This window comes from Flavobacterium sp. ALD4 (assembly GCF_002836475.1).
Lineage (GTDB): Bacteria > Bacteroidota > Bacteroidia > Flavobacteriales > Flavobacteriaceae > Flavobacterium.
In genome coordinates, this window is sequence record NZ_PJBJ01000023.1 from 195,412 (window position 1) to 212,401 (window position 16,990).

Here is a 16,990-nt window from a genome sequence, read left to right on the forward strand (position 1 = left end):
ATGAATATAGCAGTCGTTATCCTTAATTGGAATGGTGTACAATTATTAGAGCAATTTTTACCTTCGGTAATTGCATATTCCCCAGAAGCCACTATCTACATTGCTGACAATGCTTCTACAGATGAGTCCATCTCTTTTGTCGAACAGCACTACCCTGCCGTTAAAATTGTAAAAAATACTGATAATTATGGTTTTGCCAAGGGGTACAATGAAGCACTGAAACACATTGATGCCGAGATATATGCTTTGGTTAATTCTGACGTAGAAGTAACGGCAAACTGGTTATCACCTATTATAGATACCTTCAGAAACGAACCTCAAACCGCTATTGTACAGGCTAAAATATTAGACTTTAAAAATAAAGAATACTTTGAATATGCCGGGGCCGCAGGTGGCTTCATCGATAAATATGGATACCCTTATTGCCGAGGACGACTCTTTGATACCATCGAGAAAGACAAAGGACAATACGATGATGAAAGAGAGATATTTTGGGCTTCAGGAGCTTGTTTTTTCATCAGAAGTTATGTTTACAAGGAACTCCACGGATTCGACGATGATTTTTTTGCCCATCAGGAGGAAATCGACCTGTGCTGGCGTGCTATAAATAAGGGATATGCAATAAAGTATAATTATAAATCAACGGTGTATCATCTGGGCGGAGCTACCCTAAAACAGGGTAATCCAAAAAAAACATTTTTGAACTTCAGAAATTCATTACTAATGTTAACCAAAAACACACCCTACGACAGTTTGCATCGTATTTTATTTAGCCGAATGATTTTAGACGGAATAGCGGCAATACAATTTATTTCGCAAGGGAAATTTTCGCATTTTGTAGCGATCCTGAAAGCCCACTATTCTTTTTATACTTTATTTTCAATTACTTACAAAAAAAGAGGAAGTTTTCAGACAAAAAAATACTATAATATCAAAAGCATCGTTTACCAATACTATGTAAATCGTGGCAAGGTCTTTGCACGCTGATTTTAACATTAAATTTTATATTTTATTAACTTTTTTAAAACTATTTTTGTAATTCACTAAACATTAAATTCATGAAAAAAATTGTAATTGCCTTATCCGTATTAGCCCTTTTAACCTCTTGTGTTTCTAAAAAGAAATACACAGATTTAGAGGCGAGAAACAAGGAAACTCAAGATTTATTAAACAGTTGTACCGTAAAATTAAATTCTTGCTTAGAGGAGAAGGCGGGTCTTACAGCTACAGTTGCCGGTTTAAAAGATTACAACCAAACGTTGATCAGTACTTCTAAAGATATGACTGTATTGACTACTAAAGGTGCACAAAACGTTGAAAAAGCACTAGAGTCTATTAAAGAAAAAGATTTAAAAATTACCAGAATGCAAGATGCGTTAACTAAAAAAGACAGTGTTACACTTGCTTTGGTTACAAGTCTAAAAAGATCAGTAGGATTCAATGACCCAGATATTGAAATTAATGTTGAAAAAGGGGTTGTATTTATTTCTATTGCTGATAAATTATTATTCAAAAGCGGTAGTTATATCGTGACTGATAAAGCAAAAGGAGTTTTAGCCAAAGTAGCTAAAGTAGTAAATGACAAACCTGATTTCGAATGCATGGTTGAAGGTCATACTGACAGCGTACCTTACATCGGTAACAGCATATTACTTGACAACTGGGATTTAAGTGTGAAACGTTCTACATCAATTATTCGTGTATTAACGAATGAACTAGGTGTTAACCCAGCACAATTAATCGCTGCAGGTAGAAGTTCTTACATTCCTTTAGTAGCAAATGATTCTGCTGCTAACAGAGCTAGTAACAGAAGAACTCGTATCGTTGTATTGCCTAAAATTGATCAATTCTACGAAATGATCGAACAAGAAATGAAAAACCCAAAACAATAGTTTTAAATTTCATAATGTAATTTGCGCAATCAAATTACAGAAATAGAAAAACGTTCCGTATTTCGGAACGTTTTTTTTATGCTTTTTTTTAAAAGAAAAAGCAAACCGTTTGGTTTGCTTCCATGTATCCTTGATACTTTTTAATAACCAATTAAATATTGATTAAGAATAAAATACCATTCTTTTTTATAACTCTATTCTTTTTTACAACACTGTATAAACTAAAGAATCCTACATTTAAATATTTATTCGCCGGCTACCCTCTTTTTATAAAATATCCAAACTTCCTTTCCCTTCACGCAGGACCGTAGGTTCATGACCAGATAGGTCAATTATCGTAGAGCCTACATTATCGCCATAACCGCCATCAATAACTAGATCAACCAAGTTTTGCCATTTCTCAAAAATAAGTTCAGGATCCGTAGTATATTCAATAACATCATCTTCATCGCGAATGGATGTGGAAACAATTGGATGCCCTAATTGACGAACAATTTCCAAAGCAATGGAATTATCTGGAACGCGTATCCCAACAGTTGTTTTCTTCTTGAATTCCTTGGGCAAATTAGTATTACCTGGTAAAATAAACGTATAAGGCCCCGGCAAAGCTCTTTTTAATAGTTTAAAAGTCGCCGTGTCTATTTGCCTTACATAATCAGAGATGTTGCTCAAATCACTACAAATGAATGAAAAATTAGCTTTCTCCAATTTAACTCCTTTTATCTTAGCGATGCGCTCCAAAGCTTTTGTATTTGTAATATCACATCCCAAACCATAAACCGTATCAGTTGGATAAATTACTAAACCACCATCTCTTAAAACCTTAACTACTTTAGCAATAGCCGCTTCGCTGGGTTTGTCTGGGTATATTTTTATAAATTGAGCCATTTTTTTATTTTTTTTTATTATTCCCTCATCTCTTCTTGTGATTTTCAATAGTAATGCGACAGCTTTACCACGTAATTTTGTATCAATAAGACGATAATTTACTCATTATTAGTACTGTATTTACAGCAATACATTTTATTATCCATCAACATTTGTAAAACTGTAAAAATCACTCGAACGGATAAGCTATTCTATTATTTAATATCCGTTATTAAAAACATAATCGAATCTTCGATTGGCTTCAACTAGTACCGGAGGAGCTTTACTATTTAAAATGGTATCGAGAAGTGCAATACATCACAAGATTCTCGATATTTTTTATGTTCCGCTATGCTAAATAAAAAACACTCGAACAGGCGCACAAAATAATATGAAACTCCTAACAAAATGAGTTATCCAATTATATCTAATTTCGCAAAACGCAATAATAATTTTTTTATACCACCGACATCAAATTTGATCTCTGCTTTTTTATCGGCTCCCACTCCATCTAAGTTCAACACTTCTCCCTTTCCAAAACGTTCGTGCATCACGATATTTCCGGCAACCAATTTATTGTCAAATAGATTAGCACCTGCTGATACGGATTTTCCGTCAACAGGTTTCAATTTACGAATATTTATTTCAGGACTAGCAGCATTTCCTTTGATTTGTTGCGGAGGTGTTCCGTTGGCCGGTTTAGCCGTACGCAATTTGGATTTATCCACATCCCCAAAAATGTCACTGTCAATCATCGGTTTATACCGGTAATTATTCTCAGCAGGGGTCAGGTACTCTAAGTATTGTCCGTCTATTTCTTCAATAAAACGAGAGGGCTCACTATCTGTAAGTTTACCCCAACGGTAACGCGACTGCGCATAGGTTAAATAGGCCTGATGCTCTGCACGTGTCAGCGCCACATAGAACAAACGTCGTTCTTCCTCCAGTTCACTTCTGGTGCTCATACTCATCGCACTTGGAAAAAGATCTTCTTCCATTCCCACAACAAAAACATGTGGAAACTCCAGTCCTTTGGCTAAATGTATCGTCATTAATGCCACACGGTCTTCGTCGCTAGTATCTTTGTCTAAATCTGTCGCCAGAGCCACATCTTCCATGAATTCGGATAAGGCACCACGAGCGCCGTCAATTTCTTTTTGCCCTTCAGTAAAGTCCTTGATTCCGTTTAACAGTTCTTCTATATTCTGTATTTTAGCCATTCCTTCTGGTGTGGCATCTTTTTTTAATTCCTGAACCAATCCTGTTTTTTTAGAAACATGATCTGTTAAAAAGAAAGCATCTTGATTTTCATTTATCACCTGAAAACTTTGAATCATGGTAACAAAATCCAACAGTTTTTGTTTGGTTCCCGAGTTCAGTTTTAAGTCAATTTTATCGATATTTTGCATCACCTCAAAAATGGATCTTTTGTAATGATTGGCGGCTACCAGCAATTTTTCAACTGTGGTATTTCCAATACCCCGTGCCGGATAATTGATCACCCGCATCAACGCTTCTTCATCCTTTGAATTGATAACCAATCGCAAATAACACAGCACATCTTTTATTTCTTTCCTTTGGTAAAAAGACAACCCACCATAAATTCGATAGGGAATGTCTCGTTTTCTCAATGCGTCTTCCATCGCACGCGATTGCGCATTGGTACGATATAAAATAGCAAAGTCACCATTATTCATTTGGTTTTGCATCTTTTGTTCGAAAATCGTTCCGGCAACAAAACGGCCTTCTTCAGCATCCGTCATGCTGCGGTGCACTTTTATTTTCGGACCTAAATCATTGGCTGTCCAAACGATTTTATCCAATTTGGTTTTATTCTTATCGATGACCGTATTTGCCGCTTCCACAATGTTTTTTGTCGAACGGTAGTTTTGTTCCAAACGAAAGGTCTTTACACCTTCATAATCCTTCTGGAAATTCAGTATATTATTGATATTGGCTCCACGAAACGCATAAATACTTTGTGCATCATCTCCCACCACGCATATATTTTGGAATTTATCCGATAATGCTCGCACAATTAAATATTGGGAATGATTCGTATCTTGATACTCATCCACTAAAATATAACGGAAACGGTTTTGGTATTTCCCCAAAACTTCGGGAAAACGAGTCAAAAGCTCATTGGTCTTCAACAATAAATCATCGAAATCCATTGCTCCGGACTTGAAACATTTATCTACATAATTTTGGTATAATTCCCCCATACGAGGTTTTTTGGACATCGCATCCGCTTCTTGCAGGTCACGATCATTAAAATAGGCCTTTACGGTAATCAAACTGTTTTTAAAGTTGGAAATCCTACTTAAAACCTGTTTGGGTTTGTAAACATCCCTGTCCAATTGCATTTCTTTAATAATTCCGGAAATAGCGCGCAGCGAATCCTGGGAATCATATATCGTAAAATTAGAAGGATATCCTAACAAGTGTGCTTCCGATCGTAGAATTCTGGCAAACACAGAGTGAAACGTACCCATCCAAAGATTCTTGGCTTCACTGGATCCCACAATGTCAGAAATACGCTTTTTCATTTCACGTGCTGCCTTATTGGTAAAGGTTAGCGACAAAATATTAAATGCATCCACCCCCTGATTCATCAAATAGGCAATGCGTATCGTCAAAACACGCGTTTTACCCGAACCGGCACCGGCAATTATAATCATGGGACCGTCTTTTTGCAATACGGGTTCGCGTTGTGCTTCGTTAAGTTGGGCAATGTATTTTTGCATGGAAATTATCTATTTTTACAAAAATAAGAATTTAAGAATTAAAAAACAGATTTGATTTCTTTTCATTGAACTTCAAAATCAAAATTCTGAACAGCCCTTGTAACCCTAGTTTTAAAAGTTTGAAACAAGAAATAGGCAATCGTGAATAAGGCCATTTTTCAAACTGAATCATCCCTACTAAATCATCTTATTTGAAAAACACATCGTACGCAAACCGCACTAAGGTTCCAACAACAACTACCAAAAAGAATATGCGGATAAAACCGTTTCCTTTCGTGATAGCGAGTTTTGCCCCCAGCCATCCGCCAAAAGCGTTACTTGCAGCCATTGGCAAGGCGATCGCCCAAATTATTTTCCCTTTTAACATAAATAAACAAATAGAACCGAAGTTAGTCGCCAGATTGACCATTTTAGCGTTCGCAGAAGCGTGAAGAAAATCAAACCCCATCAAAGCGATGAAGGCCACCACTAGAAAACTTCCGGTTCCCGGACCGATAAAACCATCGTAAAAACCAACAATGACACTAATAAGAATCGCATTCCAAATCTGAGTACTTGTAGAAAGATCTTTCGCTATATGTTGGCCAAAATTTTTCTTTGCATAGGTATAAATAGCCAATAGCGAAAGAATAAAGAGCAACAATGGTTTCATAAAATCATTGCTCATATAAGTCAATAAAGTAGAACCCATGAAAGCCGAAGGCAAAGCGACCGCCATCATTATCAGTAATAATTTCCAGTCCATCGTTACTTTTTTTAAGTATTGGTAGGCTGCAAATGAAGTTCCACTGAAAGCAGGTATTTTTAAGGTTCCAATAACGGTTGCAACGGGTAAATTAGGCAATAAAATCAATCCTGCAGGAGTTTGAATGAGTCCACCCCCTCCAACAATAGCATCTATAAATCCTGCAGCAAAAGCAGCCACGCAAAGTAAAACAATAATGTATGTTTCCATCTATATCTATAATTCAACAGGTCTGCAAGGGACGCTTATTTTTTTCAGTAAAAATAGCGTTAGCCTTTCTAAATTATACTATAATTAATGAGTTATTAAATCAAAAAGTATATTTTTGTCTTACAAAATTTAAATCAGTATGGACTCTACAAATATCGTTGAAATATTAGCATACACTATTCCATCATTAATTACTGGAGCTGTTGCCTACTTTTTATTTGATTCCCATTTCAAAGACCAACAAAATACTAGACGCTGGTTGTTGCAAAAAGACCATCAAGCAGCCACATTACCTCTGCGTTTACAAGCTTACGAGCGCATGACTTTATTCATGGAACGCATTAATCCTTCTCAATTGATGGTGCGAATTGCCCCTCTTTCAGAAGACAAAGATGACTATAGGAATTTTGTAATCGCGCAGATTGAGCAAGAATTTGAACATAATTTAGCTCAGCAAATTTATATTTCAGAGAAATGCTGGTCTATTATAGTTACGGCTAAAAATGCGACAATCCAGATGATTCGTTTGGCTGCAAAAAACGAAAAGGTAAAAGATGCCGATGGTTTGCGAGAAGCAGTTATCAGTGATTTACTGGAAAAACCATCTCCAAGCAGTGCCGCATTAGCCTTTATTAAAAATGAAGTGGGAGAATTATGGTGAAATTATTTTTAATCACTTATGATTTCACTTTTATTCAGTGCATAATCATAACCTTCCTGCCACCATTTATGCATCTCTATACTATTAAAATACAGCGCGTTATCAGTAAGATGGGTTGGTGTGTAAAATAAATTTAAAGTTACATGTTTATGTTTTGAAGCTAAAATTCCTAGGGCGATGTCCTTTTTTTTGACCTGTTCTAAAACAGTCCCGAATAAATTGATCAATAATGAAAAGGGGTTACTACTGATGATTTTTTTTTGAACGTTTACTTCTGTGTTCAAGATAATGACATCAATTACTGTTGCACCTCGAATTATCGCTTCTCTAATTGGAACCAAATTGGTAAAGCCTCCGTCGCCATAGTCGCAGTCGTTTTTTTTTACTAAACTCATGAAAGGAAGATAGTTACATGAAATCCAAATCCAATCGCAAAACTCAGCATAATCGAAGTCTTTCAACGACTTATATTCTACTGCATTTTTACTCAAATTGGATACCGTAATAATAATATCCTTGTTTCCGGCTTTTAATTCTTCAAACTCTTCAACGGTTATGGATTTTGTAATTAATTTTTTCAAATTATAACTTTCACCAAATGTTTTACTTCCTCGGATGAGATTCAAAAAAACATTGACATGACTAATCGAAACATCAAACCCTCCGTTTGCATACTTTACAACAAAAGGAAGCCTATTAAAGATACTTCTTTGATTTACAGAAGTAAATATCTCTTTTATTTTTTCAGTTTTATTTAGAGCCAAGTGTGGAATTAGTAAACTTCCAGTTGAAGTACCAATAAAAATATCGTATTTATTTTTTTTCTTTTCTAAAAGATATTGTGCGACACCTCCAGCAAATGCCCCTTTACTACCTCCTCCAGAAATCACTAATGCCCTCATAGATTTTTTTTTGATGTATAATAAAAATGTGATATAAGTCTTTTTTATAGTCCTCACACACAATTAATTAACTAAAAGTACTATTAATTTAGTAACCGAATCAACTGAAATCGTTCTTTTTCGTCTAACTGAGGTAGAATTCTTTCAAACGAAAGTACCATTTCTTTATCTTTCAATAACTTTCGGATGTTATCTCTTCCAAATTTAGAAAATTGCCACATATGATGCGTTGTCGAACTTACCAAGTTTTTTAAAACAACATCATTAATCAGATGAAAACCAATCAGTTTTTCCAAAGCTTTTTGACGTGTAATGGCCTCGTAATTGGTAGAGGAATAATTGATCAGCTCTGTCATCAGAGCTGTTTTGTCCGCTTCATATTCTGGAGTAGATAGCGCTAGTGAAAGCCATAACGTTTTTAGATTATGATCGCTGAAACCGATCCAATCTTTGGTTTTTTCCAAATAGGCTGCTCGCTGCTCTGGGAAATTATTCCATAAAAAAAATAAAGCAATCTCCTGTGTCTGATACGATTTATCGTTTAATAAACTTTCATATTGCACTCTGAAATCCTCTGGAATTTTTGTCGTCGAATTAGCAACAGTTTGACGAACTTGTACATTGTTACTCGCTAGAGCCAACTCCAACAGCTGCTTTTTAGCCTCAAACTTTTCGTTTTTTAGCTGATCAACAACCGCTTCTTTTACCGTATAATAAGCCTCAGACTGAAGTATCGCTGTCATAAATTCTACTTTCTCTGACAGTGGTTTTTTCTTCAGCTTATCGAGTTCAAATAATAATTTTGAAGTTTTATTTTTATTCAATAACTCATTGATGATATTATAATTAAACACCGTAGACTCAAGCCATACTTTACTAAATTTATCCGTGTCAAAATCAGACACTTTATTCACTTCTTGAAAGAAATTCTGCGTTTTTACACTTTGAAAAGAATATTTTTCCAAGTAATTGCGTACCGCTTTTTTAAATGCTTTATCGCCTATTGCTTCATGCAAAGCGAACAATGCCCACGCCCCTTTTTGATAAAAGCTTAAGGAACTGGCTTTTTCATTAAGAACCGGAATTGTATCCGTTCGGGAAGCATATTTAATTTGCTGTGCTGTTTCGTATAATTTAGAATAAAAATAATCGTCTCCATAGATTTCTCGTTCTACCAATAAAGCATAGTAAGTAGCAAATCCTTCCTGTAACCAATGGTGTTTTCCGCTTTCGGCAGTGATTAAATCTCCAAACCATTGATGTGCCAGTTCGTGTGCGTTGACATTGGTATAATTACGGTCTTCAAAACCGGTGGAATCGACCACATACCTGCTAGAGAATAAGGTTGCCGAAGTGTTTTCCATTCCGGCATAAAGGAAATCACGGACGGGAATTTGCTTATACACTTTCCAAGGGTACTTCACCCCTATTTCCTTTTCCAGAAAATCAAACATTCGAACAGAATAACGGTAAGCAGGTTCGTACCTCGCCGCATCTTTGTGTTCCAAGAATAACTCTAATCCAGTTCCGCATTTCGTTTTTTCCGTGTACTTATCAAATTTACCAATCGCCAGCATCAGCAGATAAGAACTCATGGGTTTTTGCATCCGATATTGCCACAGGGTCATGTTGTTGTTCGTCGTTTTCTTAGTCAATATTCCATTAGAAATCGCCTGATAATCCTGATTAAAAGCAAGCTCTATATTAAAAATCACTTTTTCATTCACATCATCAAAACTCGGAAACCAATTACTGGTATACTTCCCTTGACCCTGAGTCCAGATTTGCAAATCATCTGCAGTTTCAGAACCTACGAAATACAAAGCCTGCTTAGGTGTTGCTGTATATTCAAAACTAATTTCATTTCTACCTTTTTTTAACGGATAGATAATTTGTAATTCTTTCGCTGTATTTACAAAAGGCACCGCTAAATTATTAAGTTTTACGGCTGTAAAATTCATATTTTGTGCATCAATTTTTATGGTATCAATAGGTTTTAATACCTCCAACCAATAATGTAACGAACCCGCAACAGATTTCTCTTTTGCATCTAAAGTTAATTGACCAGAAACCGATTTAAAATCAACAAATCTTGTCTGTTGGGCGCAAGCTAGCGAAGAGATTAAAATAAACAGGTATTTCATTCAAGAAAATTTAATTAAGTAAAAGCCAAAGTTACAAAGGAATCAGGAACAAACAGAAGTAATTTTGTAAGTTCACCAATAGAAATTTACAATATAAAAATCTTGAAAAACAAAGCCCTATTTAACTGGAGCAGCGGTAAAGACTCTGCTCTAGCCCTTTATAAAGTCTTGCAAGATCCTGAATTTGAAATCAATTGTTTACTGACCAGCGTAAACCAAGAATTTCAGCGGGTTTCCATGCATGGTGTCCGTGTAGAATTATTGGAACAACAGGCCAAAAGCATCGGATTGCCACTGGAGATCATGCAAATCCCAGAAATGCCGACGATGGAAGTGTATGAAAGCGTGATGCAGACAACATTGGGAAAATTGAAAAATCAAGGTGTAACCCACTCAATTTTTGGTGATATATTCTTAGAAGATCTGCGTAAATACAGGGAAGACAAATTAGCCACTATGGGATTCGAAGGCGTTTTTCCACTTTGGAAAGTGCCCACCTATGATTTGATACAGGAGTTCATTGGATTGGGCTTTAAAACCATTGTAGTTTGTGTCAACGAGCGTTTCCTCGACAAAAGCTTTGTAGGAAGGATAATTGATCAGGATTTTATCAACGATTTACCTGAAAATGTAGATGTTTGTGGGGAAAACGGTGAGTTTCACACCTTCACTTTTGATGGTCCTATTTTCTCAAAACCGATTGATTTTAAAATTGGCGAAATCGTGTATCGTAAATACGAAAAACCAAAAGAGGATTCCTCAAACACCGCCTGCGACTCTGATGCAACAGATGCGTTTGATTACGGATTTTGGTATTGTGATCTGGTGGAAAAATAACGGTTCTAATAAAAAAACTCCCAAGGTCAGAAGACTTCGGAGTTACTGTTTTTTTTTTTGCAAAGATTACTTAACCACAGCAAGGCTGATACAGCCAATCTTTGATTCCTTGAAAAAGAAAAAGTAAAAATAGTGTTGTTTTTAGACTTTCCATTTTGAAAAACTTATTTGTTGCAGACGCGTTTCGACATATTTTTTAAAATTGGCCAAAATAGCCTGCCATCCTTCTCTTTGCAATTCAATCCGATTTTCAGTTTCTGCTTCAAATAATTCTACCACCTTGGTTTTATCGCGCTCCTTTATGAAATTAATTTTTACTTTTCTTCCGTCGTCTGCAGTATACGTAATCTGTTCATGTATTTGAACTTCGTCATATATTCCACTAAAATCAAAACTGGCACTGCCGTCCTTGGATTCCATCTTATAGTGGAGTTTCCCCTAGATTCGTAAATCATTCTCTACCCAAGTAGCATGCCAATCCTCGGAAACTACATTCCACGTAACAATATTTTGAGGCGAAGTCCAATTTTTCCAAACCGTTTCTATTGGCGCATCAATTATAGCTTCCACCGTAATAATTATTTTCGTATTTTATTCCATAACGCTTTTTTTTTAAACACTTTACTGTAAAAGAATTTACTAACTTAAGTATAAATTTAAAACAAAATCTCCGAAACTATTCCGAATATTATCATACGAAACAGAACTAGAATGTATTTATTTTAAGAGTAATTAGCACAAAAAAACTCCGAAATCAACTGATATCGGAGTTTTAATTGTACAAGTGAATCATAAAATCACTGTTTATGTATCTAAATATATTAGTCTAAACTAGGCAAAGTAAAACCGTCGAGCACACTATTTTCTTTCATCAGCGCTTCAATTTCCTCCGACTTTCTCGGAGCTTCCCCAGATAAGTTTACTGGCTCATTTGCTGTAACTAATATATCGTCTTCGATTCGCACGGCAATTCCCCACCATTTTTTATCACAATCACTTCCCTTAGGAATATAAATCCCTGGTTCTACCGTAAGAACCATACCAATATCAAATGTGTCGTATAGTCCCGGATCATGAACATCTAAACCTATATGATGTGAGGTTCCATGCGGAAAATAGACTCTTGACTCCTCTTCTTTCGCTATAATCCCCAGTTTCATTAAACCTGCTGTGATCACTTTCCGTGCTGCAATATCAGGCGAATTAAAGCTATTTCCCGGTTTTACAGTGGCGATTCCAGCTTCTTGTGCTTGATAAACTAAATCATAAATTAGTTTCTGCTCTGTCGAGAATTTCCCATTAGCAGGGATTGTTCTGGTTACATCGGCGGTGTAGCCGTGGTACTCCGCACCTAAATCCATTAAGACTAAATCATTTTCGACCTTCATTTTACTATTCTCTATGTAATGTAAAACACAGCCATTATTTCCTGCACCTACAATTGAAGGGTAGCCTTCAAACTCACAACCATACTTTTTATAAACAAATTCATGAATTCCTTGTATCTCTGTCTCGGACATTCCGGGGTGCATCGCTTTCATTATTTCACGCTGTCCCATGGCTGAAATCCGAACTGCCTTAGTCAGTAATACTAATTCTTCTTTGGATTTAATCTCACGTAAACTCGCCATATACGTTTGTATCGACTGGGTATCGATAGTTACTTTTTTTTGAGTTATGCTTTTTTTATTTCGAAACTCATTCTGGAGATTGCGATCTATTTTTTGCTCTGCTTTTACGTTGTATCCCACTTGATTCTTAAATGCTTCTGCCAATTTATACAAATCAGCTTCATCACGTTTCGAATCCCGGTAATCATCTTTAAATTCCTTAAAAAGAACCGAACTGAAGTCGGCATAATTGATGCCTGAATTCAAAAACTCTTTGCCGTTATAAGCGACGTCAAAACCTAAATTATTCTTGGCCCCTTCAGTGCCTAAACGAATTCCGGTCCATTGCTCTACTCGAGTATTTTTTTCTTGAACATAAAGAACTTCATCATAGGTTTTCCTAGATTTATTTGTTTGTTCATTCGAGAAAATAACTAAAACCGAATTGGGTTCTTTGTATCCTGTTAAATAGAAAAAATCAGGATCTTGGTGATACACATAATCTACATCATTGGCTCTATTACGAACCGCATTGCCAAAAAATACAGCTACACTATTATTAGGCATTTTACTGCGTAGGGCAGCTCTTCTTTCTTTGTGGAACTGGGAAGTTAAGTAATCATTGGGAGTACCCGTTTGCCCGAAGGCAAAACAAACAAAAAAAATACTGATGATAATGGAAAGTTTGAAATTCATCTCTTATAAATTAAGGTTTCTGATAATCAATAGAATTAATTACGGAGTAGTAAATATAAATCGTTTTTGCATCTAAACCATACGATTTACTAATTCATGAGTAGATGTAAACAAACTATTTTAAATTCAGTTTAAAAAAAAATGCTAATTCGCAGCATACAAGGATAGTATTTTGCGAATCAGCAGTTAGTCTATTTTCAAAAGGCATCTCTTAATCTAAGTCATTTCTTCATACATCTTCAACAATTGTGTCACTGTGTTCCAGTTTCTAATTGTTGCCGTTAGGTTTAGTTTTTTCTCAATGTATTTCTGATCTAATCTTGTTTTCCCAGCCCCGACAGCATATTTAATAAAAATCCGATTGCCGTCTAGATGCGCTTCATCAGGTTTAAATTGGCTAATTTTCAAATCATTGATATTTTCAGAACGAAGCTCTTTAGACACAAAAGCAACGTATAATTTCTTCGTATCTACTTCTTTTTCTTTCAAAAAAGGATTATTGGAGAAACAAGCTTTAAGATCTGCCGCATTGAGAATGATTACTGGCACGTCACCACCAAAGACTTTAAAAATTTCCTGCTTGATGATAAAACCCACTTTGGCGGCATTTTCTTCTTCTGTGGTTACAAAAACATTCCCTGATTGGATATAAGTTTCCACTTTTGTAAAACCAATGTTTTCCAATGTTGTTTTTAGTGCGTCCATTTTTATCATGTTGTGACCAGAAACATTAATGCCACGAAGCAGTGCGAGATGGGTTGTCATTTTATATTTATTTTGAATGTTCCAAAGGTATTGTGTTTATCCCAATTTACACAATTTCTTATTTTATAAATAATGAGGAAAGTCCTGCAAACGATTAAATCAAAGTAAAGAAGTGTAGTAACGTGATTTAGTTTTGAGACATCAAGTAATTATGTACGGTCTAAAACCATATTTCCACTTTCAATCTAGAATACAAAAAGAGATAATACTTTTTTTTAAAAGTTCAAGAAAGAGATTGGAACTTCATAATATATTGAGCTACTCTGCAATTATATTTTTTAATTCATTTTAGAGTAACGCTATTATAAATATAGTAGATAAGGTATTGAAAGTACTTCGTTAAAAAGATATAACGAGGATACATGAAAGATAATAATAGCTTAACTGGGTCTTTAAAGAGAAAAAAACACAACACTTTAGTTTCCTAAAATAAAAAAAGAGGCTGCGATTTGGGAAAAGACAGCCTCTAACTAAAAAAAATAAATGAATTATATTTTTGCAAATATGTTGGTATAATATTTTTTACCAGTGACAGCATTTTCTCTTATTGAAATTCCAAAATGAGTAAAATTGCCAACCATATTTTCTTTGTGACCTGGACTATTCAACCAAGCATTTACTGCTGCTTGAGGACTACTATAATTATAAGCTATATTCTCGCCTACTGTTTTAGCTCCAAGGGTTTTTATAATATTTTCAGAACGGTTTACAAAACCATCATGATTAACTACATTATTAGTGATCATGTAATTATTATGACCTTCTGATTCACCAGAGATGTAATTAATTTTTTCTAATGAACTAAGACCAATACTTACTCTATAGTTGTTTATCAGTTTCATAGTTTCCAATTCACTACTGCTGTAACTGTAGTTCACAACAACTTGTGCTTTTGCTTCTACTACAGATGCTTCAGAAGCATCAGAAGAACAGGAATTTAAAGTGAATATAACTGCTGCTAGCATTACGGCACGGAGTAAATTTGTTTTCATAATTTAGTAGTTTAAGTTTAAAGTAGATTGTGGGGCAAACTTCTTTAATGTTGTTATTAGTATGTGTTCTAATTCTTGTCAAACATACATACAATTCCGTTAAAACTACAAATATCATCGACGAACTACATGTTTTTATTTAATAAATAGTATTTAACTTACTTTTACAACAATTAAAAGTTAAAAATATTTAGTTTTAAACTATCAGAGTATACTATTCTTTCATTTACTCTTAAAATAAGAGGCAAATTATTAGTACTCAAATTAAACACAATGTGAGAGCTTTTATCATATTGCTTATTAGGCAATTTTATTTATGAAATATTGGATATAATCTAGAGGAAATTACTTTTCACCTTAGCGCTTAGCGCTGAGAGAATAACACTTGCTGAAATAAAATGTGAATTATGATAAAACAGCTATATACTTCCCAAAAATAAAAAAAGAGGCAGCAATTTAGGAAATGCAGCCTCTCATTTAAAAAAATAAAAAAATTATATTTTTGCAAATATGTTGGTATAATATTTTTTACCAGTTCCAGTATTTTCTCTTATTGAAATTCCAAAATGACTAAAATCACCAATTATATATTTTTTGTGAGCTGGACTATTCAACCAAGCATTTAGGACTCCTTGAGGTGTACTATAAACATCAGCTACATTTTCAGCCACTGATATGGCACCTAAAGTATTCATTATATCTTGAAATCGCACATTAAAACCATCATGACTAAGTGTATTAGTAATAATCATATAGTTATTGTGTTCTTCTGCCTTTAAGGAACTAAAATTGTTTTTTGTTAAAGAATTCAAACCAATACTTACTCTATATGCATTTATTAAGTCCATAAGTTGGATTTCAGAAGTAGTATAAGAATAGTTAAATAAATCAGATGGGGATTCTTTAAGTCCTTTTTTTGCTAATGCTGTGGATTCATCTGATGTTGTGAGAGTTTCATAAGGATCAGCAGAGCAAGAATTCATGGCAAATAGTACTGATGCAAGTAATAATACGAACAGGGATTTTAATTTCATTAATTTTTGCAGTAGGTTAATTACAAATCAGTCACAAGAATAACTGAATTATATATTTATTAATTTATTGTGTTTTAATAGTTTCTAAAACTACCTTTTTTGCCGACAAAACCCTAAAAAAACCGACAACCGACACTAAATTAACAATTAACCATCTCTTTTTCTTACATTAGGGAGAGAGACGCTCTATTTTCCAAGAGAAATCTTCTTGACTGGTATATCGTATCCTGTCATGCAGGCGATTGGGCCTACCTTGCCAAAATTCAACTTCCTCCGGAACAACTAAAAAACCACCCCAATGCTTTGGTCTCGGAATTACTATACTTTCAAAATCTACTTTTAATTGTTTTAAATTTTCCTCAAGATACGTACGAGAAGGGACAACCTCGCTTTGATTAGAAACTATGGCACCTAACTTGCTTCCTTCAGGTCTTGAATTAAAATAATTATCAGAAATGATTTCTGAAGTCCTTTGGGCAATACCCTTTATTATCACCTGACGCTCCATACTATGCCAAAAAAAAGAAAGACATATTTTAGGGTTCGCTTCAATAGCCTTGCCTTTCTCCGAATTATAATTGGTATAAAAGATAAATCCTTCTTCTGTGAATTTTTTCAACAACACTACTCTGGATTTTGGAAATCCGTCTAAACCAATTGTAGCAACTGTCATTGCATTAACTTCTTCAGTTCCACCTTGATCCTTTATTTCATGAAACCATCCGTTAAAAAGGTTTATTGGATCCTCCGGAATGGCAGATTCTAATAACTCGCTCTTATCATAGGACTTTCTATAATTACTTAAATCTTGCATTTATTTATATATTACGATTATTAAATTATCTTTTTTTTAAATCTAAAACTATTGGTCAGTCTTTTTAAAAAGAC

General features: G+C 34.7%; 14 protein-coding genes and 1 pseudogene. 4 read left to right on the forward strand and 11 right to left on the reverse strand.

Annotated elements, in window-relative coordinates; all coding sequences use genetic code 11:
* The gene (locus CXF59_RS03305) at nt 1-987 is read left to right on the forward strand and encodes a glycosyltransferase family 2 protein (RefSeq protein ID WP_101136290.1); all 987 of its coding nucleotides are present in this window, start codon (nt 1-3) and stop codon (nt 985-987) included.
* A gap of 71 nt (nt 988-1,058) precedes the next feature.
* The gene (locus CXF59_RS03310) at nt 1,059-1,892 is read left to right on the forward strand and encodes an OmpA family protein (RefSeq protein WP_101136291.1); all 834 of its coding nucleotides are present in this window, start codon (nt 1,059-1,061) and stop codon (nt 1,890-1,892) included.
* 267 nt (nt 1,893-2,159) lie between these two features.
* Here the strand turns inward: CXF59_RS03310 and CXF59_RS03315 are convergent, their stop codons facing one another.
* The 3 genes from CXF59_RS03315 to CXF59_RS03325 form a co-directional block, all read right to left on the reverse strand.
* Nucleotides 2,160-2,780: an L-threonylcarbamoyladenylate synthase gene (locus CXF59_RS03315; protein ID WP_101136509.1), complete on the reverse strand. Its 621-nt coding sequence runs from the start codon at nt 2,778-2,780 to the stop codon at nt 2,160-2,162.
* A 392-nt stretch (nt 2,781-3,172) separates the two neighbouring features.
* Nucleotides 3,173-5,506, reverse strand: a complete 2,334-nt coding sequence (locus CXF59_RS03320; RefSeq protein WP_101136292.1) for an ATP-dependent helicase — start codon at nt 5,504-5,506, stop codon at nt 3,173-3,175.
* Between the two features lie 187 nt (nt 5,507-5,693).
* On the reverse strand, nt 5,694-6,461 hold the full coding sequence (locus tag CXF59_RS03325; RefSeq protein WP_101136293.1) for a TSUP family transporter: 768 nt from the start codon (nt 6,459-6,461) through the stop codon (nt 5,694-5,696).
* A gap of 139 nt (nt 6,462-6,600) precedes the next feature.
* On the opposite strand from CXF59_RS03325, the gene CXF59_RS03330 reads away from it, so the two are divergent.
* Entirely contained in the window at nt 6,601-7,122 is a 522-nt protein-coding gene (locus CXF59_RS03330; RefSeq protein ID WP_101136294.1) for a hypothetical protein, read from the forward strand.
* A gap of 8 nt (nt 7,123-7,130) precedes the next feature.
* Here the strand turns inward: CXF59_RS03330 and CXF59_RS03335 are convergent, their stop codons facing one another.
* Together CXF59_RS03335 and CXF59_RS03340 are read right to left on the reverse strand one after the other, a co-directional pair.
* On the reverse strand, nt 7,131-8,024 hold the full coding sequence (locus CXF59_RS03335; RefSeq protein ID WP_101136295.1) for a patatin family protein: 894 nt from the start codon (nt 8,022-8,024) through the stop codon (nt 7,131-7,133).
* 83 nt (nt 8,025-8,107) lie between these two features.
* Entirely contained in the window at nt 8,108-10,168 is a 2,061-nt protein-coding gene (locus CXF59_RS03340) for a M1 family metallopeptidase (RefSeq protein WP_101136296.1), read from the reverse strand.
* A 102-nt stretch (nt 10,169-10,270) separates the two neighbouring features.
* Here CXF59_RS03340 and CXF59_RS03345 point away from each other — a divergent pair, with 102 nt between their 5' ends.
* The gene (locus tag CXF59_RS03345) at nt 10,271-11,005 is read left to right on the forward strand and encodes a diphthine--ammonia ligase (protein WP_101136297.1); all 735 of its coding nucleotides are present in this window, start codon (nt 10,271-10,273) and stop codon (nt 11,003-11,005) included.
* A gap of 141 nt (nt 11,006-11,146) precedes the next feature.
* Here the strand turns inward: CXF59_RS03345 and CXF59_RS03350 are convergent.
* The 6 genes and pseudogenes from CXF59_RS03350 to pdxH all read right to left on the reverse strand — a co-directional run bounded on the left by CXF59_RS03350 (nt 11,147) and on the right by pdxH (nt 16,916).
* Nucleotides 11,147-11,575 (reverse strand): annotated as a pseudogene (locus tag CXF59_RS03350) (SRPBCC domain-containing protein).
* Nucleotides 11,576-11,826: 251 nt separating this feature from the next.
* On the reverse strand, nt 11,827-13,311 hold the full coding sequence (locus tag CXF59_RS03355; RefSeq protein ID WP_101136298.1) for an aminopeptidase P N-terminal domain-containing protein: 1,485 nt from the start codon (nt 13,309-13,311) through the stop codon (nt 11,827-11,829).
* A gap of 216 nt (nt 13,312-13,527) precedes the next feature.
* Nucleotides 13,528-14,076: a DUF1697 domain-containing protein gene (locus tag CXF59_RS03360; RefSeq protein ID WP_101136299.1), complete on the reverse strand. Its 549-nt coding sequence runs from the start codon at nt 14,074-14,076 to the stop codon at nt 13,528-13,530.
* Between the two features lie 488 nt (nt 14,077-14,564).
* Nucleotides 14,565-15,068 carry a CAP domain-containing protein gene (locus CXF59_RS03365; protein ID WP_101136300.1) on the reverse strand — a complete coding sequence of 168 codons (504 nt, stop codon included), beginning with the start codon at nt 15,066-15,068 and terminating at the stop codon, nt 14,565-14,567.
* A 494-nt stretch (nt 15,069-15,562) separates the two neighbouring features.
* Complete coding sequence (locus tag CXF59_RS03370; RefSeq protein WP_232758609.1) at nt 15,563-16,051, reverse strand: CAP domain-containing protein; 489 nt, start codon at nt 16,049-16,051, stop codon at nt 15,563-15,565.
* 220 nt (nt 16,052-16,271) lie between these two features.
* Nucleotides 16,272-16,916, reverse strand: coding sequence for a pyridoxamine 5'-phosphate oxidase (gene pdxH, locus CXF59_RS03375; RefSeq protein ID WP_101136302.1), 645 nt, complete (start codon nt 16,914-16,916; stop codon nt 16,272-16,274).
* Between the last annotated feature and the right edge of the window lie 74 nt (nt 16,917-16,990).

Bases quoted from the DNA above. Each gene is read 5' to 3' on its own strand.
- CXF59_RS03330 (WP_101136294.1), top strand. From the start codon at position 6,601: ATGGACTCTACAAATATCGTTGAAATATTAGCATACACTATTCCATCA.
- CXF59_RS03325 (WP_101136293.1), bottom strand. From the start codon at position 6,461: ATGGAAACATACATTATTGTTTTACTTTGCGTGGCTGCTTTTGCTGCA.
- CXF59_RS03355 (WP_101136298.1), bottom strand. From the start codon at position 13,311: ATGAATTTCAAACTTTCCATTATCATCAGTATTTTTTTTGTTTGTTTT.
- CXF59_RS03335 (WP_101136295.1), bottom strand. From the start codon at position 8,024: ATGAGGGCATTAGTGATTTCTGGAGGAGGTAGTAAAGGGGCATTTGCT.
- CXF59_RS03305 (WP_101136290.1), top strand. From the start codon at position 1: ATGAATATAGCAGTCGTTATCCTTAATTGGAATGGTGTACAATTATTA.
- pdxH (WP_101136302.1), bottom strand. From the start codon at position 16,916: ATGCAAGATTTAAGTAATTATAGAAAGTCCTATGATAAGAGCGAGTTA.
- CXF59_RS03370 (WP_232758609.1), bottom strand. From the start codon at position 16,051: ATGAATTCTTGCTCTGCTGATCCTTATGAAACTCTCACAACATCAGAT.
- CXF59_RS03365 (WP_101136300.1), bottom strand. From the start codon at position 15,068: ATGAAAACAAATTTACTCCGTGCCGTAATGCTAGCAGCAGTTATATTC.
- CXF59_RS03320 (WP_101136292.1), bottom strand. From the start codon at position 5,506: ATGCAAAAATACATTGCCCAACTTAACGAAGCACAACGCGAACCCGTA.
- CXF59_RS03310 (WP_101136291.1), top strand. From the start codon at position 1,059: ATGAAAAAAATTGTAATTGCCTTATCCGTATTAGCCCTTTTAACCTCT.
- CXF59_RS03360 (WP_101136299.1), bottom strand. From the start codon at position 14,076: ATGACAACCCATCTCGCACTGCTTCGTGGCATTAATGTTTCTGGTCAC.
- CXF59_RS03340 (WP_101136296.1), bottom strand. From the start codon at position 10,168: ATGAAATACCTGTTTATTTTAATCTCTTCGCTAGCTTGCGCCCAACAG.
- CXF59_RS03315 (WP_101136509.1), bottom strand. From the start codon at position 2,780: ATGGCTCAATTTATAAAAATATACCCAGACAAACCCAGCGAAGCGGCT.